The sequence below is a fragment of the Serratia sp. ME47 genome (assembly GCF_903970925.1).
In the GTDB taxonomy this organism is placed as follows: Bacteria; Pseudomonadota; Gammaproteobacteria; order Enterobacterales; family Enterobacteriaceae; genus Serratia; species Serratia ureilytica.
The window spans coordinates 92,377-117,625 of sequence record NZ_CAJCKE010000004.1; the positions used below are offsets into that span (position 1 = coordinate 92,377).

At 59.8% G+C, this 25,249-nt stretch carries 22 protein-coding genes; 12 read left to right on the top strand and 10 right to left on the bottom strand.

Annotated elements, in window-relative coordinates; translation table 11 throughout:
• Positions 1–37 precede the first annotated feature (37 nt).
• From kdsA to hemA, 6 genes are read right to left on the bottom strand one after another with little or no spacing between them, the layout of a single operon-like run.
• Positions 38–892: a 3-deoxy-8-phosphooctulonate synthase gene (gene kdsA / locus H7A77_RS06085; protein WP_004941087.1), complete on the bottom strand. Its 855-nt coding sequence runs from the start codon at positions 890–892 to the stop codon at positions 38–40.
• A 58-nt stretch (positions 893–950) separates the two neighbouring features.
• Entirely contained in the window at positions 951–1,760 is an 810-nt protein-coding gene (gene sirB1, locus H7A77_RS06090) for an invasion regulator SirB1 (protein WP_033642759.1), read from the bottom strand.
• A complete protein-coding gene (locus H7A77_RS06095) occupies positions 1,757–2,155 on the bottom strand; it encodes a SirB2 family protein (protein WP_033642758.1) in 399 nt (132 codons plus the stop codon). Before H7A77_RS06095 ends, sirB1 begins: the two co-directional genes overlap by 4 nt.
• Positions 2,156–2,199: 44 nt before the next feature.
• Positions 2,200–3,033 (bottom strand): peptide chain release factor N(5)-glutamine methyltransferase, encoded by an 834-nt coding sequence (gene prmC / locus H7A77_RS06100; RefSeq protein WP_182073945.1) that lies wholly within the window; start codon positions 3,031–3,033, stop codon positions 2,200–2,202.
• Complete coding sequence (gene prfA, locus H7A77_RS06105) at positions 3,033–4,118, bottom strand: peptide chain release factor 1 (RefSeq protein ID WP_033652048.1); 1,086 nt, start codon at positions 4,116–4,118, stop codon at positions 3,033–3,035. The genes prmC and prfA overlap by 1 nt, the downstream gene beginning before the upstream one ends.
• A 31-nt stretch (positions 4,119–4,149) precedes the next feature.
• Positions 4,150–5,412: a glutamyl-tRNA reductase gene (hemA, locus tag H7A77_RS06110; protein ID WP_019454778.1), complete on the bottom strand. Its 1,263-nt coding sequence runs from the start codon at positions 5,410–5,412 to the stop codon at positions 4,150–4,152.
• 468 nt (positions 5,413–5,880) lie between these two features.
• On the opposite strand from hemA, the gene lolB reads away from it, so the two are divergent.
• The 3 genes from lolB to prs all read left to right on the top strand — a co-directional run bounded on the left by lolB (position 5,881) and on the right by prs (position 8,489).
• On the top strand, positions 5,881–6,504 hold the full coding sequence (gene lolB, locus H7A77_RS06115; RefSeq protein WP_025302493.1) for a lipoprotein insertase outer membrane protein LolB: 624 nt from the start codon (positions 5,881–5,883) through the stop codon (positions 6,502–6,504).
• Positions 6,501–7,367, top strand: a complete 867-nt coding sequence (ispE, locus tag H7A77_RS06120; RefSeq protein WP_047026265.1) for a 4-(cytidine 5'-diphospho)-2-C-methyl-D-erythritol kinase — start codon at positions 6,501–6,503, stop codon at positions 7,365–7,367. Before lolB ends, ispE begins: the two co-directional genes overlap by 4 nt.
• A gap of 174 nt (positions 7,368–7,541) precedes the next feature.
• On the top strand, positions 7,542–8,489 hold the full coding sequence (gene prs, locus H7A77_RS06125; protein ID WP_004941061.1) for a ribose-phosphate diphosphokinase: 948 nt from the start codon (positions 7,542–7,544) through the stop codon (positions 8,487–8,489).
• Positions 8,490–8,674: 185 nt separating this feature from the next.
• Here prs and ychH read toward each other — a convergent pair whose 3' ends face one another.
• A complete protein-coding gene (gene ychH / locus H7A77_RS06130) occupies positions 8,675–8,953 on the bottom strand; it encodes a stress-induced protein YchH (RefSeq protein ID WP_033642754.1) in 279 nt (92 codons plus the stop codon).
• A 301-nt stretch (positions 8,954–9,254) separates the two neighbouring features.
• On the opposite strand from ychH, the gene pth reads away from it, so the two are divergent.
• The gene (gene pth / locus H7A77_RS06135) at positions 9,255–9,845 is read left to right on the top strand and encodes an aminoacyl-tRNA hydrolase (RefSeq protein ID WP_033652046.1); all 591 of its coding nucleotides are present in this window, start codon (positions 9,255–9,257) and stop codon (positions 9,843–9,845) included.
• 37 nt (positions 9,846–9,882) lie between these two features.
• Here pth and H7A77_RS06140 read toward each other — a convergent pair whose 3' ends face one another.
• The gene (locus H7A77_RS06140) at positions 9,883–11,412 is read right to left on the bottom strand and encodes a SulP family inorganic anion transporter (protein ID WP_147837910.1); all 1,530 of its coding nucleotides are present in this window, start codon (positions 11,410–11,412) and stop codon (positions 9,883–9,885) included.
• Positions 11,413–11,746: 334 nt separating this feature from the next.
• Here H7A77_RS06140 and ychF point away from each other — a divergent pair, with 334 nt between their 5' ends.
• From ychF to H7A77_RS06160, 4 genes are all read left to right on the top strand, one after another.
• A complete protein-coding gene (gene ychF, locus H7A77_RS06145) occupies positions 11,747–12,838 on the top strand; it encodes a redox-regulated ATPase YchF (protein ID WP_182073946.1) in 1,092 nt (363 codons plus the stop codon).
• Between the two features lie 298 nt (positions 12,839–13,136).
• Complete coding sequence (locus tag H7A77_RS06150) at positions 13,137–13,721, top strand: TetR/AcrR family transcriptional regulator (protein WP_033642752.1); 585 nt, start codon at positions 13,137–13,139, stop codon at positions 13,719–13,721.
• A gap of 917 nt (positions 13,722–14,638) precedes the next feature.
• A complete protein-coding gene (locus H7A77_RS06155; protein ID WP_223523977.1) occupies positions 14,639–15,805 on the top strand; it encodes an efflux RND transporter periplasmic adaptor subunit in 1,167 nt (388 codons plus the stop codon).
• A gap of 10 nt (positions 15,806–15,815) precedes the next feature.
• Positions 15,816–19,142, top strand: coding sequence for an efflux RND transporter permease subunit (locus H7A77_RS06160; RefSeq protein WP_182073947.1), 3,327 nt, complete (start codon positions 15,816–15,818; stop codon positions 19,140–19,142).
• A 54-nt stretch (positions 19,143–19,196) separates the two neighbouring features.
• Here the strand turns inward: H7A77_RS06160 and H7A77_RS06165 are convergent, their stop codons facing one another.
• Complete coding sequence (locus H7A77_RS06165) at positions 19,197–19,625, bottom strand: tautomerase family protein (RefSeq protein ID WP_116286412.1); 429 nt, start codon at positions 19,623–19,625, stop codon at positions 19,197–19,199.
• Between the two features lie 155 nt (positions 19,626–19,780).
• On the opposite strand from H7A77_RS06165, the gene H7A77_RS06170 reads away from it, so the two are divergent.
• On the top strand, positions 19,781–20,281 hold the full coding sequence (locus tag H7A77_RS06170) for a helix-turn-helix domain-containing protein (RefSeq protein ID WP_069100075.1): 501 nt from the start codon (positions 19,781–19,783) through the stop codon (positions 20,279–20,281).
• Between the two features lies 1 nt (position 20,282).
• On the opposite strand, the gene H7A77_RS06175 is transcribed toward H7A77_RS06170, so the two are convergent.
• Entirely contained in the window at positions 20,283–20,966 is a 684-nt protein-coding gene (locus H7A77_RS06175) for a helix-turn-helix transcriptional regulator (RefSeq protein WP_232093919.1), read from the bottom strand.
• A gap of 375 nt (positions 20,967–21,341) precedes the next feature.
• Here H7A77_RS06175 and H7A77_RS06180 point away from each other — a divergent pair, with 375 nt between their 5' ends.
• The 3 genes from H7A77_RS06180 to H7A77_RS06190 all read left to right on the top strand — a co-directional run bounded on the left by H7A77_RS06180 (position 21,342) and on the right by H7A77_RS06190 (position 25,239).
• The gene (locus H7A77_RS06180) at positions 21,342–21,875 is read left to right on the top strand and encodes a fimbrial protein (RefSeq protein WP_042784243.1); all 534 of its coding nucleotides are present in this window, start codon (positions 21,342–21,344) and stop codon (positions 21,873–21,875) included.
• Between the two features lie 89 nt (positions 21,876–21,964).
• Positions 21,965–22,687 carry a molecular chaperone gene (locus H7A77_RS06185; protein ID WP_182073948.1) on the top strand — a complete coding sequence of 241 codons (723 nt, stop codon included), beginning with the start codon at positions 21,965–21,967 and terminating at the stop codon, positions 22,685–22,687.
• A gap of 20 nt (positions 22,688–22,707) precedes the next feature.
• On the top strand, positions 22,708–25,239 hold the full coding sequence (locus H7A77_RS06190; RefSeq protein ID WP_182073949.1) for a fimbria/pilus outer membrane usher protein: 2,532 nt from the start codon (positions 22,708–22,710) through the stop codon (positions 25,237–25,239).
• The last annotated feature ends 10 nt before the right edge of the window (positions 25,240–25,249 follow it).

The following is a 25,249-nucleotide window of genomic DNA, read 5'->3' on the forward strand; positions in this document are numbered from 1 at the left end:
AGCCCGACAAGTCGGGCTTTTTTTTGGCGATGAGCGCTTAGTTGCTGGTATCCAGCTCCGGGAAGCTCTTCACCAGGTCGTCGATGGCTTTCATCTGCGCCAGGAACGGCTCCAGCTTGTCCAGCGGCAGCGCGGACGGGCCGTCGCACTTGGCGTTGTTCGGATCCGGGTGCGCTTCGAGGAACAGCCCTGCCAAGCCAACCGCCATGCCGGCACGCGCCAGCTCGGCCACCTGAGCGCGACGGCCGCCGGACGCGGCGCCGAACGGATCGCGGGTCTGCAGCGCGTGGGTCACGTCGAAGATTACCGGATGGCCGCCGGTCACGTTCTTCATCACGTTGATGCCCAGCATGTCGACCACCAGGTTGTCATAACCAAAGTTGCTGCCGCGATCGCACAGGATCACCTGGTCGTTGCCGCCTTCTTTGAATTTGTCGACGATGTTGCCCATCTGCCCCGGGCTGACGAACTGTGGCTTCTTGACGTTGATTACCGCGCCGGTTTTCGCCATCGCTTCCACCAGATCGGTCTGACGCGCCAGGAAGGCCGGCAGTTGGATCACGTCAACCACTTCGGAAACCGGCTGCGCCTGCGCCGCTTCGTGAACGTCGGTGATGATTTTCACGCCGAAGGTTTTCTTCAGCTCTTCGAAGATCTTCATCCCTTCTTCCAGGCCCGGACCGCGGTACGAGTGGATGGAAGAACGGTTGGCTTTGTCGAAAGAGGCTTTGAAAACGTAAGGAATGCCCAGTTTTTGCGTCACGGTGACGTAGTGCTCGCAGATGCTCATCGCCAGATCGCGCGATTCCAGCACGTTCATACCGCCAAACAGCACAAACGGCAGGTCGTTTGCTACGTCGATGTCGCCAATGCTAACCACTTTCTGTTTCATGCTTTCGCCTTTGTTAAGGTTGTAACCGTCGCCTTGCAAACTGCACGGAGTCATTGAATTAATGCAGCGTCACCTGTTTCGGCTCAATCGAATGGATCTGCACTTTGATCACTTCGCTGACCGGGTCTTCAGGACACTGCTCGACAAAATAGTTGAGATCGGAAATCGCGATATGGTTGCACTCCAGCTGGGCGTAAATCAGCCCGCGATCGCGGATCTCGTACGGATCTTCCGGATCGAAGCACAGCACCGTTTCGCTGGTGCGCAGCGCCATTTCCAGCTGCTTTTCTTCCATCAGGGCGGCCTTCAGCGTATCCAGCATCTTGCGCACCACCATGATGTTCTCGGATTCGTCGAGATCGTCGTCTTCCAGCTCGGCGCCCAGCCCCAGGTTGCCCTTGATCCACACTTCCAGCTGGTGTTCGCTCAGGGTTTCGCCGTTCAGCGGGTTGATCAGCCACAGCTCTTCATCCAGCCAATCGGCGCGCAGGATCAGCTGAGTGGGGAAAATCACCGGCAGCAGCGGCAAATCCAGCGCGTTGGCGATATGCAGGAAGATGGTGCCGAGCGAAACCGGCGTGCCCTGCCGCCCCTCCAGCACCTTATCCAGCCAGATGGCGTCCGACAGGCGATAGACGCCGCTGGCGCCGCCGAATCCCCAGGTCTTGTAGAACAGTTCGATGAGCGCATCCAGTTGCTGCTCCTGTGTGATGTCGGCCGGCACCGCCGCGCGCGCTTCGTCCACCAGCTGTTGCAGCTTGCGCTCCACGTCGGCGGCGGGGAAATCACGCCTTACCGACTGCGATACCAGGATCACCCCTTCGCTCAGCGGCGAGGTGTTAAATTCAAAATCAGCAATGCTACTCATAGGTATCCCATCAGAAACGGTATTTTCGTCGTGGCAAGTTTAATTATCAGATACAGACAGCCCAACGCCAGCACGAACGCCACGGTTCGCAGCCGCTGACTTTTGGTCTTCTTGCCCAATGCGACGTAGCCAAGCAGGATATAGATAATAACGCCAAACAGCTTCTCGGTCAGCCATGAGTCCATACCCAGCAGCGGATAAAACCCGAACGTCACCACCAGCGCGATGCCGCTGACGAACAGCAGCGTGTCGTTCAGGTGGGGCGCTATCTTGACCCAGCGGCGCCCCACGATCGGCGAGCGGCGCCACTGCCAGTAAAAACGCAGCACAAACAAGGTAATACTGATGGCGACCGTCAGCAAATGGAAATGTTTCAACGCGGTGTATGCAGTCATGATGCTCCCTTAGATGGCCCGGGCGTCGTTATTATGAGGGGCGCTTATCCCGGCCATTGGCCGAGCGTCACACGATCGTTGTCGCCGTAATCACGGTGGGTGGCGACAGCGGAAAATCCGGCGGCCTGCAGCAGCGCGCGCACGCTCTCACCCTGCTGCCAGCCATGTTCCAACAGCAGCCAGCCCTGTGGCTGCAGATAATGCGGCGCCTGGCGCACGATGGCGGCCAGATCGGCCAGCCCGTGCTCGGCGGCCACCAGCGCGCTGCCCGGCTCGAAGCGCACGTCGCCCTGCGACAAATGCGGATCGGCGGCGTCGATATAGGGCGGATTGCTGGCGATCAGCGCAAAGCGTTGCCCGGCCACGGGCGCAAACCAGCTGCCCTGTAAAAATCGAACGTTGTCGATCTTCAGCTTGCGCGCATTGTGCTGCGCCAGCGCGACCGCGTCCGGCTGCACATCGACGCCGATTGCCGAACAATCCGGGCGCTCGCTGGCCAGCGCCAGCGCGATGGCGCCGGTGCCGGTGCCGAGATCGAGGGAGTGGCAGGGTTGCGGCGGCAGGCGCGCCAGCGCCAGTTCCACCAGGCATTCGGTATCCGGGCGCGGGATCAGCGTCGCGGGCGAGACCGACAGCGGCAGCGACCAAAACTCGCGCTCGCCCACCAGATAGGCCACCGGCTCACCGCGTTCGCGGCGCGCCAGCAGCGTCTCCAGCTGCTGTTGCTGCGGCGGCGTCAGCAGGGTTTCCCCGAACGCCATCAGGAAGGTTCTGGCCTTGCCGGTCACGAAACCCAACAGGATTTCCGCGTCGCGCCGGGCGCTGTCGCTGTGGGGCAAACGCGCGGCGGCGGCTTTCAGCCAGTGTTGATAATCCATCACTCTTGCTCGGCGGACAGCGCAGCCAGCTGATCGGCCTGATACTCCTGCACGATCGGCTGGATCAGCATGTCCAGTTTGCCTTCCATCACTTCGTCCAGGCGGTAAAGCGTCAGGTTGATGCGGTGGTCGGTCACCCGCCCCTGCGGGAAGTTGTAGGTGCGGTTGCGATCGGAACGATCGCCGCTGCCCAGCAGGTTGCGGCGAGTGGACGCCTCGGCCTGCTGGCGCTTGGCCATCTCGGCGGCGCGAATGCGCGCGCCCAGCACCGACATCGCCTTGGCTTTGTTTTTGTGCTGTGAACGTTCGTCCTGGCACTCCACCACGATGCCGGTCGGCAGGTGGGTAATGCGGATCGCCGAGTCGGTGGTGTTAACGTGCTGGCCGCCGGCGCCGGAGGAGCGGAAGGTGTCGATTTTCAGATCGCCCGGGTTGATGTCCGGCAGCTCGGCTTCCGGCACTTCCGGCATCACCGCCACGGTGCAGGCGGAGGTGTGGATGCGCCCCTGGGATTCGGTTTCCGGCACGCGCTGCACGCGATGGCCGCCGGATTCAAACTTCAGCTGGCCGTACACGCCGTCGCCGGAAACTTTGGCGATCACTTCTTTGAAGCCGCCGTGCTCGCCTTCGTTGGCGCTCATCACCTCGACGCGCCAGCGGCGGCCTTCGGCGTAACGGCTGTACATGCGGAACAGATCGCCGGCGAAGATCGCCGCCTCATCGCCGCCGGTGCCAGCGCGCACTTCGAGGAAGCAGCTGCGCTCATCATCCGGATCTTTCGGCAGCAGCAACACCTGCAGCTGCTGTTCCAGCTCTTCGCTGCTCGCCCGCGCCTGTTTCAGCTCTTCCTGCGCCATCTCGCGCATCTCCGGATCGTCCAGCATCATTTCCGCCGTCTCCAGATCCTCCTGCACCTGACGCCATTCCAGGAAGCAGCGGCTGACATCGGTCAGCTGCGCGTATTCTCGCGACAGCGCGCGGAACCGGTCTTGGTCGGCGATGACGCCGGCATCGCCGAGCAGCGCCTGCACTTCTTCATGGCGCTCTTGTAACGCTTCCAGTTTGGCAACAATAGAAGGCTTCATGCGTGGTAATAAACCCTGTTAATAGAGAAAACTAATGCTGATCCAGCCCGAGGCTGTCGCGTAATAACTGCAACCGCTCCACGTCGCCGTCGCCGGCGGCCTGCTGGAGGGATTTGGTGGGGGCATGAATAAGACGATTGGTCAGTTTATGGGCCAGCTCGTGAATAACCTGCTCCACGTTGGCGCCCTGCGCGATGGCGGCCAGCGCTTTGGCCTCCATTTCTGCGCGGATCTGGTCGGCCTGCGAACGGTAGTCGCGGATGGTTTCCACCGCGCCCTGCGAACGCAGCCAGGCCATGAAGTTGGTGCTTTCCTGCTGCACGATCGACTCCGCCTGCACCGCCGCCGCTTTGCGCTGCGCCAGGTTGCTTTGGATGATGGCGTGCAGATCGTCCACGCTGTACAGATAGGCGTTGGCCAGTTTGCCGACCTCCGGCTCGATATCGCGCGGTACGGCGATATCCACAAGCAGCATCGGCTGGTTGCGGCGCGCCTTCAGCGCGCGCTCCACCATCCCCTTGCCGATGATCGGCAGCGGGCTGGCGGTGGAACTGATGATGATGTCGGCGTCCGCCAGGCGTTCGTCGATCTCCGGCAGGGTGATCACCTCAGCGCCGACCTCGTCCGCCAGCAGCTGCGCGCGCTCGCGGGTGCGGTTGGCGATGATCATGTGCCGCACTTTGTGTTCGCGCAGGTGGCGCGCCACCAGCTCGATGGTTTCACCGGCGCCCACCAGCAATACGTTGAGATCGGCCAGCGATTCGAAGATCTGCCGCGCCAGTGTACAGGCGGCGAAAGCCACGGAGACCGCGCTGGCGCCGATTTCGGTTTCGGTGCGCACGCGCTTGGCGACGGAGAAGGATTTCTGGAACAGCCGCTCCAGCTCGCCGGACAGCGACTGGCCGCGTTGCGACTCGGCGAAGGCCTTTTTCACCTGGCCGAGGATCTGCGGTTCGCCCAGCACCAGTGAGTCCAACCCGCTGGCCACCCGCATCAGATGGCTGACCGCGTCGTTGCCCTGATGCCAGTACAGGCTTTTCTTCACCTCTTCCGGGCGCAGGTTGTGGTACGCGCACAGCCAGGCGACCAGCTGCTCGTGCATGTGTTCCTGTTGCTCTACGCTGAGGTACAGCTCGGTGCGGTTGCAGGTGGACAACACGACGCCGCCCTGCACCAACGGTTGTTGGAGCAAGCTGGTTAGCGCCTCATCGATGGACTCTGGCGAGAAGGTCACCCTTTCACGCAGAGAAACCGGAGCGGTTTTGTGATTTATACCTAACGCCAGCAGGGTCATTGCTTCGAGTAATACTTATCTTGGTACGGGTTCTCGTTGAACGGCATTCTACTTGATGCGCGGGATCAATAAAAGTAACAACCGCATCTTCCGTTCAATCGCTGTCATAGATGACATCAATTAATGAATAAGCAATAAATACAGCAGGATAAATAGTCATAGGGTAGGTTAATTGCTTAAATTTTAGCGCAGTTTGCGATAACGCGCACGCTATTCGGCGTACGCAGCGGCGGCGTTTGCGCAACTCCGGCACCGCTTATCGGGCGCGCCTCCCCCGCCTTCGGCCGATTGTGTTAATCTTAATGGCGACCCCGACGCGCGCGCCGGGTTGGCATTGCGCCGGCAAAAGCGGCAAGATTCAACGCGATGCAGCAAAAAATTGACGCGTCGCCGCCGCCCCGTTAGCGTGAGCGCTGAATCCGGGTTTCGTCGCGCATGCCCGCAAGGACAAAAGGACAAGAGAAAGTTATGCCAATACGCAAAGTTAGTTTGCTCCGTCTGATCCCGCTGGCCAGCCTGGTGCTGGCCGCCTGTACCACCACCAAGCCGACCGGCCCGGCCACCAGCCCAACCTCACCGCAGTGGCGCGCCCATGAGCAGGCGGTGCAACAGCTCAGCACCTATCAGACCCGCGGCTCCTTCGCCTACTTGTCTGATCAGAAAAAAGTCTACGCCCGCTTCTTCTGGCAGCAGTTCTCGCCGGAGCGCTACCGCCTGCTGCTGACCAACCCACTGGGCAGCACGGAAATGGATCTCAACGTGCAGAAAAACGTGGTGCAGCTGACCGACAACCAGGGCAAACGTTACGTCAGCGACAACCCGGAAGAGATGATCCGCAAGCTGACCGGCATGGCGATCCCGCTGAACAACCTGCGCCAGTGGATGCTCGGCCTGCCGGGCGAAGCCAGCGATTTTGCGCTGGATGACCAATATCGTCTGAGCAAACTGACCTACCAGCAAGGCGGCCAGACCTGGAAAGTGGATTACCAGGGCTACAGCAACGAGGTGCAGCCGACGCTGCCGAACCGTCTGGAGCTGCAGCAGGGCGACCAGCGCATCAAGCTGAAGATGGATAACTGGACACTCAAATGATCCGCCAGTGGCCCTCCCCCGCGAAACTCAACCTGTTTCTGTACATCACCGGCCGTCGTGAAGACGGCTATCACCTGCTGCAGACGCTGTTCCAGTTTTTGGACTACGGCGACACCCTGACCATCGACCCACGCCAGGACGACCGCATTCACCTGCTGACGCCGGTTGAGGGCGTGCCGGACGAGCAGAACCTGATCGTGCGCGCCGCCCGCCTGCTGCAACGCTATTGCGATGAACGCGGCCTGCAAACCGCGCCGCGCGGCGCCGATATCAGCATCGACAAACGCCTGCCGATGGGCGGCGGTTTGGGCGGCGGCTCCTCCAACGCCGCCACCGTGCTGGTGGCGCTGAACGAATTGTGGCGCTGCGGTCTTGGCGACGACCAACTGGCAGAGCTGGGGCTCAGCCTCGGCGCTGACGTGCCGGTGTTCGTGCGCGGCCACGCCGCCTTCGCCGAAGGCATCGGCGAGCGCCTGCAGCCGGCCGAGCCGCAGGAAAAATGGTATCTGGTGGCGCATCCCGGCGTCGGCATCCCGACGCCGGTTATCTTCGGCGACGCCGAATTGAAAAGAAACACCCCGGTTCGCTCCTTAAGTGAGCTGTTGCAGGCGCCGTACGCAAATGATTGCGAACCGATCGCAAGAAAACGTTTTCGCGAGGTTGAACAGCTTCTTTCATGGCTGTTAGAATACGCCCCGTCACGCCTGACTGGCACAGGTGCTTGTGTGTTTGCTGAATTCGACACAGAAATCGCCGCCCGTCAGGTGTTAAATCAAGCCCCGGAGTGGTTGTGTGGTTTTGTAGCGCGCGGCGTTAACGTCTCCCCACTACATCGCATCCGTTCCGGGCGGTTTGAGTCGTAGCTCAACGTTTCGCTGCGCAGGGTCATGCACACCTGGCCCTGTTATCCCTGCGCTGCCTGCGGTCTCAATTTTAGTTTTACATACCCGTATGTATATTGCGCCGGCGTCGCCGACTGCCCCTTGGCGATGTCGCATGACAATATCTTCTCTGGACGCAAGCCTGAGGTTCTTCTCGTGCCTGATATGAAGCTTTTTGCTGGTAACGCCACCCCGGAACTAGCACAACGTATTGCCAACCGTTTGTACACCAGCCTTGGTGACGCCGCTGTAGGTCGTTTTAGCGACGGCGAAGTGAGCGTGCAAATCAACGAAAATGTACGCGGCGGTGATATTTTCATCATCCAGTCCACCTGTGCCCCGACCAACGACAACCTGATGGAACTGGTTGTGATGGTCGACGCCCTGCGTCGCGCCTCCGCAGGTCGTATTACCGCCGTTATCCCTTACTTCGGCTATGCCCGCCAGGATCGCCGCGTGCGTTCCGCGCGTGTGCCAATCACCGCCAAGGTTGTCGCCGATTTCCTCTCCAGCGTAGGGGTTGACCGCGTTCTGACGGTGGATCTGCATGCTGAGCAGATTCAAGGCTTCTTCGACGTACCGGTAGACAACGTGTTCGGCAGCCCGATCCTGCTGGAAGACATGCTGCAGCAAAATCTGGAAAACCCGATCGTGGTTTCTCCGGATATCGGCGGCGTGGTGCGTGCCCGCGCTATCGCCAAACTGCTGAACGACACCGACATGGCCATCATCGACAAACGTCGCCCGCGCGCGAACGTTTCTCAGGTGATGCACATCATCGGTGACGTGGCAGGCCGCGATTGCGTGCTGGTCGACGACATGATCGACACCGGCGGCACCTTGTGTAAAGCGGCTGAAGCGTTGAAAGAACGCGGTGCCAAGCGCGTATTCGCCTATGCGACGCACCCGATCTTCTCCGGCAACGCCGTGGACAACATCAAGAACTCGGTGATTGATGAAGTGATCGTCTGCGACACCATTCCGCTGTCGCCGGAAATCAAGGCACTGAAAAACGTTCGCACTCTGACCCTGTCCGGCATGCTGGCTGAAGCCATCCGCCGCATCAGCAACGAAGAGTCGATCTCTGCGATGTTCGAGCATTGATTCGTCGTCTTCCCGGTGTGGCGCCCACCGTGCCGGAAAGATAGCGAGCCCGACAGCAGAAAAAGAAAAACCCGTTGGTGCTCGAGCAACAACGGGTTTTCTACTTGTAGTCCGACATGACCTCAAACCTTAATGCACGGCAGATGTTCCCTTGCCCCGCTCTTGCTTCCCTTCTGCTTTTTTAATCAATGCGACGAACGATGTTGATCGTTGCGGCACCGTTTATCAAAGTGTTTTACCCACCAGTAGCGATCCGCTACCTGCTCGCGGCCGCCGATACGCGCGCCCACCAGCCACAACAGCGCGCCGACGAAGATGCTCATGATGGCGCCGTGGGCGAAAAATTGCGGTAAATTGAACTGCGATACTTCAGCAAGAATGGAGTATCCGACGCCGCCGATCATCACGACCAGGCCCAGCCCCATAAAAAAGTTGCCCATTCTGTCCGCGTTTCTACGTTTCATATGCCACCTCCATGATTGCCATGTGCCAACCGGGATAACGCTGCAACTTGTTAACCCACTTTGATAAGTTAAGTATAGCCCTTGCTGCGGCAAGGGGATTGCGGAGGCGATCACAAATGGTAAAGAATTATTGACACTTCTTAACACACGGCTGAAAATTAGCGGACAAATTGAATTATTCAGCTAATGAATCATTCGTCTTTGTTACCTGCGACGGCGGCGGAGATCGGATTTTGTCATTCGCCGCCCCGACAGGTAGACTAACTCCCTTTCCATTACCCTGATCATAGCGAATCACTCAGTGAGCAGTATTAAATTGATAGTCGGCCTGGCTAACCCGGGCGCGGAATACGCCCAGACGCGCCACAACGCCGGCGCCTGGTACGTCGATCTGCTGGCCCAGCGCCACAATCAGCAGCTGAAAGAAGAGAGCAAGTTCTTCGGTTATACCGCCCGTTTGAACCTGGCGGGCAACGACGTGCGCCTGCTGGTGCCGACCACCTTCATGAACCTGAGCGGTAAAGCGGTGCTGGCGATGGCCAACTTCTACCGCATCGAACCAAGCGAGATCCTGGTGGCGCACGACGAGCTGGATCTGCCGCCCGGCGTAGCCAAAATCAAGCTCGGCGGCGGCAACGGCGGCCACAACGGCCTGAAAGACATCCAAAACAAGTTCGGCAACAACCCGAACTTCTATCGTCTGCGCATCGGCATCGGCCATCCGGGCGACAAGAACAAGGTGGTGGGCTTCGTGCTCGGCAAGCCGCCGGCCGGCGAGCAGAAGATGATCGACGAAGCGATCGACGAATCGCTGCGCTGCACCGAGATGCTGATGAAGGACGGGCTGGAAAAAACCGTTCAGCGCCTGCACAGCTTCAAGGCGCAAGCCTGAACCTTGCCGCAGCGGGCGCCCTGCCCGCTGCCGGCTTTTAGCCACGCGGGTGGAAGGTCTCCTCGCCCACGCGGCGGTCATCGGCGGCGAATCCCTCTTCCGCCACGTAATACTGCGGATCGTCCAGCTCATGGCTGCAAAACGGCCCGGCGCGCTTGAGCAGGCGCACGCAGTCACCGCTCAGGTGGCGCAGCCGAATGCTTTTCCCCGCCGCCAGGTAACGCGCCGTCAGCTTATCGATCGCCTCTACGCCGCTGGAATCCATCACCCGGGTGCCGGCAAAATCCAGCACCACGTTCTGCGGATCGCTTTGCGGCTCGAACAGCTCGGCGAAAGCCGCGGCAGAGCCGAAGAACAGCGGGCCATCGAGCTGATACACCGCCACGTCGCCCGTCACCTGCCGCTGGCGCACGCGGATGCGCGCCTGCTGCCAGGCGAACACCAGCGCCGAGATAATCACCCCGCTGATCACCGCCACCGCCAGATCGGTAAAGATGGTGATCAACGTGACGGCGACCATCACCAGCGCGTCTGCCTTCGGCATACGGCGCAAACGGCGCAGCGAGCTCCATTCGAAGGTGTTGTAACACACCACCAGCATCACCCCGGCCAACGCCGCCACCGGCAGCAGACCGATATAGCGCGACAGGCTGACCACGAACAAAATCAGCAGGATGGCGCCCACCGTGCCGGAGAGGCGCCCGCGCCCGCCCGAGGTGAAGTTGATGATCGACTGGCCGATCATCGCGCAGCCGGCGAAGCAGCCGAACAGGCCGCATACCGCGTTACCGGCGCCCTGCGCGATGCTTTCACGGTTACCGTTCCCCTTCTTGCCGCCCATTTCATCCAGCACCGTCATGGTCAGCAGCGATTCGATCAAACCGACCAAGGCGATCACCACCGCATAGGGCAGCACCACCCGCACCATCTCCAGGGTAAACGGCGCCGTCGGCAGGCTGAAGTGCGGCAGCGCGCCGGAAATGTCCGCCAGATCGCCCACCCGCAGCGTATGCAGATTGAGGCCGATCGCCAACGCCGAGACCACCAGCAGCGCCGCCAGCGAAGACGGAATGGCTTTGGTCAGGCGCGGGAACACCACCACCACCGCAATCGCCAGCGCCACCAGGCCGTACATCAGCGGCCCCTGCCCGGCGATCATCTTCAGCTGCGCCAGCATGATGACGATCGCCAGGCCGTTGACGAAGCCGTGGATCGCCGGCAGCGGCACCAGACGAATGAACTTGCCCAGCCGGAAGGCGCCGATCAGGATTTGGATCCCCCCGGCAAACAGCGTGGCCCACAGCACGTAACCCATACCGTACTGCGCCGCCAGGCTCATCAGCACCACCACAATGGAGCCGGCGGCGCCGGAAACCATGCCCGGTTTGCCGCCGAACAGCGCCGTGACCAGGCCGATAATAAACGCGGTATGCAAACCGACGATCGGCGAAAGACCGGCGACCAGCGAAAAGCCGACCGCTTCGGGGATCATCGAAACCGCCACCACAAAGCCCGCCAGGACTTCATTTTTAACGTCCGCGATCCTGACGTTACTCAGGTTAAACATGCATTATTCACTTATGACAGATGACATCATCTCCCCGCGTAGCGGGTATGGGGTACCGCAAGGGGCGGCAGACTGCAGGCGGGCACAGCTCAGGGTGGCGTAGGCAAGAAATACATCCGGCGCGTTTCCTGTCGGTTAATCGGAACGGCCAGTATGGGTAAATGTGATCCAAATCTCAATCAAAAACCGGTCGCCCGCGTTGCGCTCGCCCCGGCCAAGCAAGTCTGATCGAGATAAACGCCCATTACGTGTATAATGGCGGCATTATTTTGCCATTTATGCAGTCGGTTAAACCTAACCAGCTGATAGTTAAGATATTTAAGGTGATTACAACATGGGATTCAAATGCGGTATCGTCGGCCTGCCTAACGTAGGCAAATCCACCCTGTTCAACGCGTTGACCAAAGCGGGCATTGAAGCAGCCAACTTCCCGTTCTGCACCATTGAACCGAACACCGGTGTGGTGCCGATGCCCGATCCGCGTCTGGATAAGCTGGCCGAGATCGTCAAGCCGCAGCGCATTCTGCCGACCACCATGGAATTCGTCGACATCGCCGGCCTGGTGAAAGGCGCGTCCAAAGGTGAAGGCCTGGGCAACCAGTTCCTGACCAACATTCGCGAAACCGAAGCCATCGGCCACGTAGTGCGCTGCTTCGAAAACGACAACATCATCCACGTCAACAACAAGGTCGATCCGGCCGAAGACATCGACGTGATCAACACCGAGCTGGCGCTGTCCGACCTGGACACCTGCGAGCGCGCCATCCACCGCGTGCAGAAGAAAGCCAAAGGCGGCGACAAAGACGCTAAAGCCGAGCTGGCGGCGCTGGAGAAATGCCTGCCGCACCTGGAAAACGCCGGCATGCTGCGCGCACTGGATCTGACCGATGAAGACAAGGCGGCGATCAAATACCTGAGCTTCCTGACGCTGAAGCCGACCATGTACATCGCCAACGTCAACGAAGACGGCTTCGAGAACAACCCGTACCTGGACACCGTGCGTAAAATCGCCGACGCCGAAGGCTCCGTGGTGGTTGCCGTGTGCGCCGCCGTGGAATCCGACATCGCCGAGCTGGAAGATGAAGAGCGCGACGAGTTCATGGCCGAACTGGGCCTGGAAGAGCCGGGCCTGAACCGCGTGATCCGCGCCGGTTATGAACTGCTGAACCTGCAAACCTACTTCACCGCCGGCGTGAAAGAAGTGCGCGCCTGGACCATCCCGGTAGGTGCCACCGCCCCGCAGGCGGCCGGCAAGATCCACACCGACTTCGAGAAAGGCTTTATCCGCGCCCAAACCATCTCCTATGACGACTTCATCACCTACAAAGGTGAGCAAGGCGCCAAAGAAGCCGGCAAAATGCGCTCCGAAGGTAAAGACTACATCGTCAAAGACGGCGACATAATGAACTTCTTGTTCAACGTCTAAGCCTCTCTCCGCAGCGCTTTTCTGCGCTGCCGGAAACGGAAAAATCCACGCTTCGGCGTGGATTTTTTTGTCTCCAGGGCCTGCGTTTTGGCAACCAGGACGCCGTCTCACCCTCCCGGTTCTTTCCCACTGAACGATCTTCGCCGTACGTTTTATTACGCCCTTCATGACGGCATTATCCGCATCGCTGCACGAAAAATGGCTCTCGTGTTGATACTTTGTCCTACAGGAAAAAGCTTGTCATCTTCCGTTGCAGTCTTATAATGAGTGTTTACTCACTTATTAAAGGAGCCGCAAAGTGGCCCGTCCCCGCAGTGAAGAAAAGCAGCAGGCGCTCTTGCAGGCCGCCACCGACATTTTTGCCGAACAAGGATTAGCGGCGCCCACATCGGCCATCGCCAGGAAGGCTGGCGTCTCGGAGGGTACGCTGTTCCGCTACTTTGAAAATAAGGACGTACTGCTGAGCGCAGTCTGCGATTACCTGCTTGATGAAATGGAGTGCCTGCTGACGCAAAGCTTGCAGGACGTTTCGCCTGGTAAAGATAACATGCAGGCCGCCTGGGATGCCTACATTGACTGGGCGCTCGCCAATCCCGCCGCGTATGCGACAGGAAACAAATTGATGGTCTCCGGCAAGTTATCCAGCGCACAGAGGGAAAGAAGCGTACGGTTCGGTGATATTTCCCAACTGGGTATTCCGTTGGTCCAGGGGCTGGATTTACCGCAGTCGAGCGAGTTTCAGGGCATGATTTGCACGGTAATGGCCAATGGCGTTATCGATATGGCCGTTCAAAAACCTCACCTGCTGGATATTTACAAACGCGCAGGTTATGAAGCCATGATGCGAGCCATTGAGCTTCCTGACGCTCATACAGCCATCTAGCTTCTTTTTTTAATTATATAATGAGTGCGTACTCACGCATTAAAAAGACACGACAATCATGCCACCCGTTTCAAAACTAAAAATGCTGCGAACACGGCCCTATCCAAGGCTCCGCCGACTCATATTCGTTTCTCTTATTCTCAGCGTGTCTTTGATCCTCTGCGCTTGCGCAACCGCACCTGCATCAGACCGTTTGTCAGGAACCCAGCATGTTCCAACAAAATGGCGGGCCTCCCTGCCTGGCTCGGCGCATGTGTCTGTGTGGAATGCATGGCCCCCCGCCCGAAATGAATCCGGCGCCCGGCGCTTGCGCGCTCCGGCCGGCAAGCCCAGTCACTTGGAGAATGAGCGCGGAGCACAAACGTCGGTTGCGCGCGCAAATTTGGAGTGCGTTCAAGCGTTATGGAATGACGCCCGCAAACTGGTTGCGACAGAGGCTGCGGCCCTCTATTACGCATCGCGTACCTGCCGGCGACAACACGCGTTCTCTACCCAAAGCGCGCCATTGCCTGAATCCTTCGAACGGGCGATACAAACGCCCCCTCGCCGGGCGTCTCAATCTGCTCAGAAGGAAGTCGCCGAGCGTGGCAAGACCGCTGCCGATGGAAGCGGGAGCAACCGCCACACAACCAAGCATTCTGTTCCCTGGACGTTGGATCTATCGAGCGTGGATACCGACCCCGGCGAAAGCGCGGCGGATTGGCAGGCTGAACCGCCTGAGCATCATAGCCGCGTGCGATCGACAGTGCGGAAGTGGATACGGCGTCTGTTCACTGCGTCAGAGCGAACAAGGATTCAACGCCAGGCTGAACCGCTGCAGGACAGCGCCGTATTCGTTTGAAATTCAATACAGAGCAATACATCGCCGCACCGCTGGCGACAGGTTCGACAAATCATTCACCTTATGGGTTCTCCCGATGACACAACTGATAGCTAAAAACACGCGTCCCCGCTTTTGGTCTTTGCGGAGCCTGCATGCAGCCGTGCTGGCGATGCCGATTGCCGCCGCCTTATCGGCCTGCGATACGCCGGCGGACAAGGTTGCCCCACCGGCAGATAAACCGACGCTGACAGTGACCCTGACAACGCCAGCAAGACAGTCCCTTTCCCGCACCGTCACGGCCAATGGCGCTGTTGCGGCCTGGCAAGAGGCGATCATCAGCCCGGAAGCCAATGGGCTGCGCGTGCAAAAACTGTTGGTGCAGGAAGGGGATGTGGTGCGCCAGGGCCAACCGCTGGCGGAATTTACACGCGACTCCGTGATGAATGACTGGCTGCTGGCGAAAGCCGATCTCAACGAAGCGAAAGCGGTCACTCTGAATGCGCAAGCGGATGGAAAACGCGCGCGATTGCTGCGCGGTGTCGGCAGCCTGAGTGAACAGGATATCCAAAAACTGTTAACCCAGGAAAAGACGGCGCAGGCGCGTCTGGAATCGGCGAAAGCACGCATGTCGGCCCAGCAGTTGCGACTGGACCAGACGATATTGCGCGCCCCCGATGACGGCATCATCTCCGCGCGATCGGCCACGATCGGTTCAGTTCCTATGCAAAGCACCGAGATGTTCCGTCTGATCCGCCAGGGAAAATTTGAATGGCGAGCGGAATTGTCAGCGCAGCAGCTGGAACAAATCCAACCGGGGCAAAAAGCGCAGATCGCCTCACCTGGCGGTAACACCTGGGAAGGCGTCGTGCGCCTGGCCGCACCGACGGTCAATTCGACCTCGCGCCGCGGGATTGCCTATGTGGACATCCTCCCATCGACAGCGAAGAACGCCTCTCCCATTCGGCCCGGCACGTATGCCAGCGGCCTGATTACGGTCGGCGATCGGCAAGGGCTGACCGTGCCGCAATCCGCCGTCGTGGCGCGCGACGGTTTTCACCTGGTGTTCACCGTAGATGACGAGCTGCGTGCACATCCGCTTAAAGTCGCGATAGGCCGTCTGGTGAATGACCAGCAGGAGATCCTGTCCGGTCTTCAAGGCGCGGAACGCATCGTCGCCAGCGGCGGCGTATTCCTCAATGAGGGCGATAAAGTCCAGTTGGCCAACACCACCGATGCTTCCCATTCATCGGAACCGCGCTAAGAGGCCCATCATGAATATCTCTACCTGGTCCATTCGCAACCCCATTCCGTCTATCTTGCTCTTTGTCATCTTGAGCGTTGCCGGCTTTTATTCTTTCAAGTTGATGAAGATCCAGAGCTTCCCGGACATGGATGTGCCTACGGTTACCGTGTCCGCTTCGCTTCCGGGCGCTGCGCCGCCCCAGCTCGAAACGGAGGTGGCGCGCAAGCTGGAGGACACCGTCTCTTCGGTACAGGGGTTGAAGAACCTGCGCACCACGATCCAGGATGGGCTGGTCGATATCTCAGCAGAGTTTCGTCTGGAAAAACCCGTTCAGGAAGCGGTGGATGAAGTCCGGTCAGCCGTGCAAAGCATTCGCACCGAGTTGCCGACGGATTTACGTGATCCTATCGTTCGCAAGCTCAACATCACGGGCAAACCTATCCTGGCCTTTTCCATCAGCGCCAGCAAGATGGATGAGAATGAACTGTCCTGGTTCGTGGACAATACCCTGTCGCGGCGTCTGAGAGGCGTCGCCGGCGTAGGGTCGGTCACCCGTGTGGGCGGCGTGAACCGTGAGGTTCAAGTCGAACTCGATCCGGTCAAACTGGAGGCGATTGGCGCCACCGCCGCCGAAGTTTCCCGTCAGTTGCGCGATATACAGATGGACGCGACGGGCGGGCGAGTCGATCTGGGGCGGGGAAAACAACCGCTGCGTTTGGTCGCCCGCGTCAAGAACGTGGATGAACTAGCCGCGGTGGAACTGTCGTTGCCCGGCGGGCAACGTTTTCGCCTGGACGACGTGGCGACGCTGAAAGACACCATTGCGGAACGCAGTGCACTTGCGCTCCTCAACGGCAAGAAGGTGGTTGGCTTTGAGATCACGCGCGCCAAAGGCGCCGGTGAAGTCGAGGTCGGCAACAAGGTTGAAAAAGTTCTGGCGCAATTGCGCACGGAGCGGCCTGATTTGCACATCACGCAGGTCTTCGACTTTGTACGGCCTGTGCAAGAGGAGTTCGACGCCTCCATGCACATGATCTATGAAGGCGCCATTCTCGCCATCCTGGTGGTCTTCATGTTTCTGCGCGATATCCGGGCGACGTTGATCTCGGCGGCGGCGTTGCCTCTGTCGATTTTACCGGCCTTCATCGGTATGGACATGATGGGCTTTTCGCTCAGTATCGTCACGCTGCTGGCGCTGTCGCTGGTGATTGGCCTGTTGGTGGATGACGCCATCGTCGAAGTGGAGAACATCGAACGCCACATCGGCATGGGTAAAACGCCGTACCAGGCCGCGATGGATGCCGCATCGGAAATCGGCCTGGCCGTCGTCGCCACGACATTTGCCTTGATCGCCGTTTTCCTGCCGACGGCCTTCATGTCCGGCGTTGCCGGAAGATTCTTCACGCAGTTTGGATGGACGGCGGCGCTGGCGGTGTTTGCCTCGCTGGTTGTGGCGCGTTTGCTGACGCCGATGATGGCCGCCTACCTGATGAAACCGCATGTGCGCCCTCAGCGCGATCCTTTCTGGATGGCGATCTACCTGCGCGCCTGCCGGTGGACGCTGCGGCACCGCGGGCTCACCCTGGCGCTGGCCGGCGGGTTCTTTATTGGCTCTCTGATGCTTATCCCTCTGCTGCCCCAGGGCTTTTTCCCTGCAGATGACAACTCCCAGACGCAGGTGACGTTGGAGCTGCCGCCAGGGAGCACGCTGGAACAAACCCAGGCCATGGCAGAACTCGCTCGGCATCGCCTGGCGCCCATACCGCATATCCGTAACATCTATACCACCATCGGTGGCGGTGCAACGGGCGGCGATGTCATGGCTTCCGATGGGAAAACCGACGTTCGCATGGCAACGCTGACGGTGTTGTTGGATGCGCGTAAAGCGCGCCCGAAGAAGCAGGTCATCGAAGGCGAGATACGCACGGCAATGGCAGCACTTCCGGGGGTTCGCAGCAAAGTGGGGTTTGGCGGCTCAGGTGAAAAATACCAATTGGTGTTGGCCGGTGATGATCCTCAGCTGCTGGCTAAGGCGGCCGATGCCGTATTAAGTGACCTGCGGCAGCTCCCCGGCCTCGGTAACATTACCTCCAGTGCCGGGCTGGCGCGCAGCGAAATCCTCCTGCAACCCAATTTCGCCAAAGCGGCCGATCTGGGGGTATCGGGCGTCGCGATTGCCGATACTTTGCGTATTGCAACCGTAGGTGACTACGATCAGTTTCTGTCTAAATTCAACGTGGAGCAGCGCCAGATCCCGATCGTCGTCAAGCTGTCAAAGGACATCCGTGAAGATTTGGGGCTACTTGAACGTTTGACCGTACCCGGCGCCAGAGGCCCGGTGCTGCTCAATCAGATCGTCAATATCGAGCAAGGCAGTGGGCCGGCGCAGATTAATCGCATCAATCGCACACGCAGCGTGACCCTTGACGTGGAACTGTCGGGCACCCAACTCGGGGATCTGGCCGCTCAGGTGGCGAAGCTGCCGTCAATCCAGAATCTGCCGGTCGGCGTGCACCAGGTTGTACAGGGTGATGACGAAATGATGAAGGAACTGTTTGCCGGTTTCGGCACGGCTATGGTCGCCGGCATCCTGGCCATCTATGTCGTGCTGGTTCTGCTGTTCAAAGACTTCTTCCAACCGATCACCATCCTGGCCGCGCTCCCGCTGTCATTGGGCGGCGCATTCGTTGGGTTACTGCTGGCGGGCCAGTCGTTCACGATGTCATCCCTGATCGGGTTAATCATATTGATGGGGATTGCGACCAAAAACTCGATACTGCTGGTCGATTATGCGATCGAGTCACGGCGCGGCCATTACGGCCCGAATGGCGAAGTGCTGAATAAACCCATGAGCCGGACAGAGGCGCTGATTGATGCCTGCCACAAACGTTCCCGCCCCGTCATCATGACGACGTTAGCGATGGGGGCGGGCATGTTGCCCGTGGCTCTGGGTTTCGGCAGTGCCGACCCCAGCTTCCGCAGCCCGATGGCGGTGGCCGTCATCGGAGGATTGATCACCTCCACCGTGCTGAGCCTGCTGGTTATCCCTGTCGTTTATACCCTGATTGACGATCTTGAAAACTGGCTGCGCAAGTTGCCTAGCCTGCTGGCACGCAGCAAGAATCTGAGCGGGAGGAAAAAAGCCGGGTTTGCCATGCTTTTCGTGGTTCTGCTGTATTGGCTTGCCTTCCCTGTCATTCCGTTCCTCGACATCCCCTACAAGATTGTCGTTGTCTCTACGCTTGTTGTGGTCGGTGAAACCTTGTTTGTCATTGCCGTCGCCCTGCTGGGCAAAGAGTATTGGGGCCAGATCAAACACTGGCTGCGGCAGAAGGTCTTTAAGCGAAAAGGCTAAGCGCTGATAACGGTTCGCGGTGGCGAATAGCGTTTTGCCGCCGCCGCTCCCCCATCAACTTCCCTCCCACGCCGAAGGCCGGTTCTCCTTGCGCCACCTCTCCCCCGCCGCCGTCCCCGGCGCCGGCGGTTTCAATCCGTCTATCGTCCACAGCGAGAACGGCGTTTCGTCGACGTGCAATTCCCAGCGCAGCCCGCGGGCGGCGATGTAGGGGTGCAGGATGCGGGTGCAGGCCGCCAGGAATTGCTGCTGCTCTGCGTCGTTGTCCATGGCGCGCGCGATATGGTCGATGGTCACCCGCACGAAATCATCGGCCGGTTCGCCGCCGAGATAGGCCGAACCTGGCGGCAGCGCGTGGAAGAACACGTTGACGTAAAAGCGCGGCAAAAAGTCCTGGTACAGGGCGGTGACCTTCTGCGCAATCGCGCGTTTATCGGCGGCGCTGAAGGCCGGCTCAGGGTGGTAAATCTGCCACAGTGGCATCGCGTTGTCTCCTAGGGTTTCCGGCCGGCGCTCAGGCCATCAGCCGCTGTTAATGATAAACTCCAATAATAAGAGTAATAACTCCAATTATTGAAGTTATCAAGCCGAGGCGATAACATTCTCGGCAATCAGGCGGCAAGCGGAGGTAAAGCAACGTGAAAGCAAAAGGGTTTGAAGGCATGACGTGCTCGGTGGCGCACGTGCTGTCGGCATTGGGCGATCGCTGGGGCGCTATTCTCATGCGCGATCTGCTGCTGGGGCTCTCGCGCTATGACGATCTGCGCCACTCGACCGGCATCACCAACAATACGCTGGCCGACCGGCTCAAGGCCCTGGAAAGCCACGGCCTTATCGAAAAGCGGCAATACCAAACGCGCCCCGCTCGTTATGAGTATCTGCCGACGGAGAAAGGAAAAGATCTCGGGCTGCTGGTGATGGCGATGATTCAGATTGGCGACAAATGGAATCTGTCCGAGCTGGCCGGGCCGCCGCTGCGCGTGGTTGACCGCGTAACCGGCCACCCTGCCACCCTGCGCGCGGTGGATGCCGTGACCGGCGAATCGCTGCCGGCGCAAAACCTGGCGCTGGCGGCCGGGCCGGGCGCCGACGAAATGACGCAATGGCGGCTGGCCGTCGGCCAAGCCCGTTCGTTGTGATCTACAGCAGCGCAATCATCTTCAGCAATTCAACCCGATTGCGGATGCCGAACTTCTTGCCGGCATTGTTGAGGTGCGAATAAACGGTTTTCGGGTGCAAATTCAGCCGCCGCGCGGTCAGGCGGATATCTTCCGTACGGGCCGTTTCACACAGCACCGCCGCCTCACCGGGCGTGATCGCCGCCGCCTGATGCCTGTTCAGCGCGCGCCGTTCGCCCGCCTTTTCCCGGCGGCTCAGCGCCGCGCAGGTCTCCCGCACCACCTGCAACGCTTCCCGTTTGTGCAAAATCGCATCCGGCTGCGCCGCCGCGATAAACGCCAGGATCAGCGGCGAAGTCTTATCGACGAAGAACAGTATCCGGACGCCTTCATATTCAGCACGTGAGGCGTGAATAAATCGCAAATACGCTTCGAACCGATAAATTTCATGGGGAAAATCCATGATAATTAAATCAGGCGCAGGGCTTATATTTTTAATAATATTAATATTAGGCGAGGATAAGGTTATCACTCCTTCTCCCAATAATGTTTTCATCCCCAAACGGCACAGCGGTGAACCGTCGATATAAATCACTCTCACTTTAATTCTCCTTATCAGCGTAAAAGTATGCTTCCACACCTCAGGCGGCTTGTCGCTGCTCTTTTTTGGGGTAATTCGCCTGCAAAGCACACCGATATAAAACATCTTGATAACATGTTTTTCAAATAATCACGCAACAGCCAGCGCTTTGATTAATACGCAAAAAAGGCATGAATGTTTCAAATTATTTCATTCGCAAAAACTGACAATTCAATAAAAATGCAACGCAATGATATAGATCTATTTTCTATTTTGTATGATATAAGCGAAAATGAAAGCAAATGTAACAACAGGAGCCATCGCCTTATTGCCTTATTCAAAATATCTATAGGGAAAATTCTTAGTTTGTTAGGATGAAAATCCATGTTTGCCGACGCGTTTAAAAAACAATTGCGCAACATGATTAATCAACAACCGCACGTCAGTAAATTATTACTGTCAGGAAAGCTTTTCTCTAAAGTAAATTAAAGGGCATTTCACATGAATGTTAAATTAGTCGCATTATCCATGCTGGCTCTCTCCGGCGCCTGTGCGGCCGCCTCGTCCAATACGGTGCAATTTAAAGGCGAAGTCAGCACGCAAACCTGTTCGGTGAATATTAACGGCAACCAATCCAACCCGGTTGTTCTGCTGCCGACCGTCGCCGCCAGCCAGCTCGCCACCAAAGGCGCCACCGCCGGCGACACCACCTTTACCGTTAACGTCACGGGCTGTGCGGCGGCAACCAGCGATACGGCGATCAAAACCGTGCTGGCGGGCAACAACCCGACAGTTAACGGCAACCTGGGCAACGCGGGCGATGCGGCCAAGGTTTCCATTCAACTGCTGGACAGCGACGCCACTACGCCGTTGTCATTCGCCAGCGGCTCTACCGTCACCACGTCGGCGATGACGCTGGCGAAAGACGCCACGTCCACCTCGCAGAACCTGGTGGCTCGCTACTACGCGGAAGATACCGGCGTAGCGGCCGGTTCGGTGATCGCCACCGCCCAGTTCGCCATTACCTACAGATAAGCCGGCGTCAGGCGCCATACCTGTTGATGACAGCGCCGTTCCTTAGCGGACGGCGCTGAATGACTCGCTCCCTTTATCGGTTCACGTTTATGCAGCAGATAACCCGTTACGCCCGCCGTTGGGCCGCCCTATCGTTTTGCCTGATGAGTTTTGCCGCCAGCTACGCGTCGGCCAGCGTCACGCTGCTCGGCAATCGCGTGATCTACCCCGCCGAGGCGCGGGAAAAAACGCTGCAATTCACCAATGACGACGGCGCCCCGGCGCTGATGCAGATCTGGCTCGATATCAATAACCCCAAGTCCACGCCGGAAAACGCCGAAGCGCCTTTTGTCGCCTCGCCGCAAATCTTCCGCATGAATCCGCACAGCGGGCAGATGGTGCGGCTGTCGTTCGTCGGCCAGCCGCTGCCGCGCGATCGCGAATCGCTGTTCTACCTCAACTTCCTGCAGGTGCCCGCCGTGCGTCAGACGGACAGCGACAAGAACAAACTGCTGCTGGTGGTCACCAATCGCCTGAAAGTGTTCTATCGCCCGGCCGGGCTGGCCGGCGACGCCAATCACGTCATCGATAAGCTCAGCCTGCGCCAGGTCGGCAACGCGCTGCGCGTCGACAACCCGACCGGCTACTACGCCAACGTCAGCCAGGCCGCGATACTCAGCGGCGCAAAACGCACCGCGATCCCGCAGGCGGACCTGATCCCGCCGTTTTCGCAGGCCAGCTGGCCGGTGAACGGTGAGGTGCGGCAGATCGCGCTGCGCGTCATCAATGACTATGGGGTGGAAATCACACGCACCCTGAACGTCGCGCGCTGAAACCAGACAGGGAGGTTTTCATGTTCGATGCTCGCAAGGCGACGCCGCTTCCCGCACGCTGGTGTTGCGCGCTGCTGGCGCTGCCGCTGGGCTGCGCCGCCGCCGATGGCTACACCTTCGATCCCACGCTGCTGCGCGGCAGCGTGCTGAGCAACAGCGCCCTGAGTCAATTCAACCAACAGGACGCCGTCGCCCCCGGCAGCTATCAGATCGATCTGTACCTCAACGGCCAGTTTCTCGAGCGCGATCAAATTCGTTTCGTGCGCGATGGCAAGCAGGTACTGCCCTGTTTCGATCGCGCGCAGCTGACGCGCTTCGGGCTGAAAAATCCGCCGGCGGCCGAAACGGCATGCCTGCTGCCCGGCCGGGATCTGAAGGACATCACGGTGAACGCCGATATCTCGCGGCTGCGCCTGGATCTGAGCATTCCGCAGGCGCTGTTGAACGGCCAGCCGCGCGGCAGCGTCAATCCCGCCAGCCTGGACGGCGGCGAATCGATGGTCTTCGTCAATTACAACCTCAACCAGTACCACGTCAGCTATCGACAGGGGCAAACCCGCGACCTCGACTCGACCTACGCCAACCTGAACGGCGGGTTCAACCTCGGGCTCTGGCGCTACCGCCAGCAATCCAGCTACCGCTACGATCGGGAGTTCGGCGGCCACCTGGACACCAGCCGCCGCTACGTGCAGCGCGCGATCTTGCCCTGGCGCAGTGAAATGCTGCTGGGCGAAGGCTTTACCGACGGGCACTTCTTTTCCGGCCTGGGCTTTCGCGGCATTCAGCTCAGCTCGGACGATCGCATGCTGCCGGATTCACAGCGCGGCTATGCGCCGGTGGTGCGCGGCGTGGCGAAAAGCAACGCGCGCGTGACGGTGCTGCAGGGTAAAAGCACGCTGTACGAAACCACCGTGGCGCCGGGGCCGTTCGCCATCAACGATCTGTACGCCACCAACTACGCCGGCGATCTGACCGTGGTGGTGACCGAGGCCGACGGCAGCGTCAGCACCTTCACCGTGCCGTTCGCCGCGGTGCCGGAATCCATCCGCCCCGGCCAGTCGCGCTACTCCGCCATCGTCGGCCGTTCCCGCTACGTCGGCGATAACGACCTGTTCAGCGAACTGACCTGGCAACACGGCCTGACCAACGCCCTGACCTTCAACGTCGGCAACCAGCTGGCGGACGGCTATCAGGCGATGATGCTGGGCGGCGTGTACAGCAGCGAACTGGGCGCCTTCGGCATGGACACCACCTATTCCCACGCCAGCCTGCCGGACGGCGGCGCCTCAGGCTGGATGCTGCATCTCTCTTACAGCCGAACCTTCAGCCCGACGGACACCACCTTATCCATCGCCGGCTACCGTTACTCCACCGAAGGCTTCCGCGATCTCAGCGACGTGCTCGGCGTGCGGCGCGCCGCCGTCACCGGCCAACGCTGGCAATCCGACTCCTACCGCCAGCGTTCGCGTTTCGAGGTGGCCGTCAATCAGGGCATGGGCGCGTTCGGCAGCTTGACGATGTCCGGCTCGACCCAGGACTACCGCGATCAGCGCGGCCGCGACAATCAGCTCCAGCTGGGCTGGGGGAAAACCTTCGGCAACGGCGTGGCGCTTAACCTCTCCGTCACCCGCACCCGCAGCCTGGGCTACAGCAACGGCGACTATCGCGGCTACGGGCCGTTGGATAACGTCTACAGCGCGCCGCTGGCGCAGAACACGCAAACCGTCACCGCCCTGTCGCTCAGCTTCCCGCTCGGGCGTTCGTCATCCGCCCCCAGCGTCTCGCTGCTGGCCAACCACAGCCAGGGTCAGGGCGGCAACTATCAGGCTGCGCTGTCGGGCAGCGTCGGCGACGAACAGCCGGTCAGCTACGGCCTGAACTTCACCACCGACGACGATCGCCAACAAAGCATCTGGGGCGGCAACCTGCAAACCCGCCTGCCTTACGCCAACGTCACCGGCTCGTTCTCCACCGCGCGCCAGTATCGACAAGGCTCACTGTCGCTGCAGGGCGCGGTGGTGGCGCACCGCGGCGGCGTGACATTAGGGCCGTATGTCGGTGATACCTTCGCCCTGATAGAGGCGCCCGGCGCCAACGGCGCGCAGGTGATGGGCGGCCAAGGCGCGCGCGTCGATCGCTTCGGCTATGCGCTGGCGCCGGCGCTGGTGCCCTATCACTACAACACCGTCGCGCTGAACCCCGAGGGCATGAATGATAAAGCGGAACTGGAGGACGGCCAGCAACGCGTCGCCCCGTACGCCGGCGCCACGGTGCGCCTGCGCTTCAACACCGTGCGCGGCCAGGCGCTGCTGATTACCGCACAGCGTCCCGACAACGCGCCGATCCCGATGGGCGCCAACGTGTTGGACAACGCGGGCAACAGCGTAGGCATGGTTGGCCAGGCCAATCAGGTGTATCTGCGCAGCGACCGGAATGCCGGCACGCTGACGCTGAACTGGGGCGACGCGCCCGGCCAACAGTGCACGCTGCACTATCGCCTGCCCGCCGCGGAAGACAGCCCGATTCAGCGGCTCAGCGCCCCGTGCCGCTAACCCGTTTAAC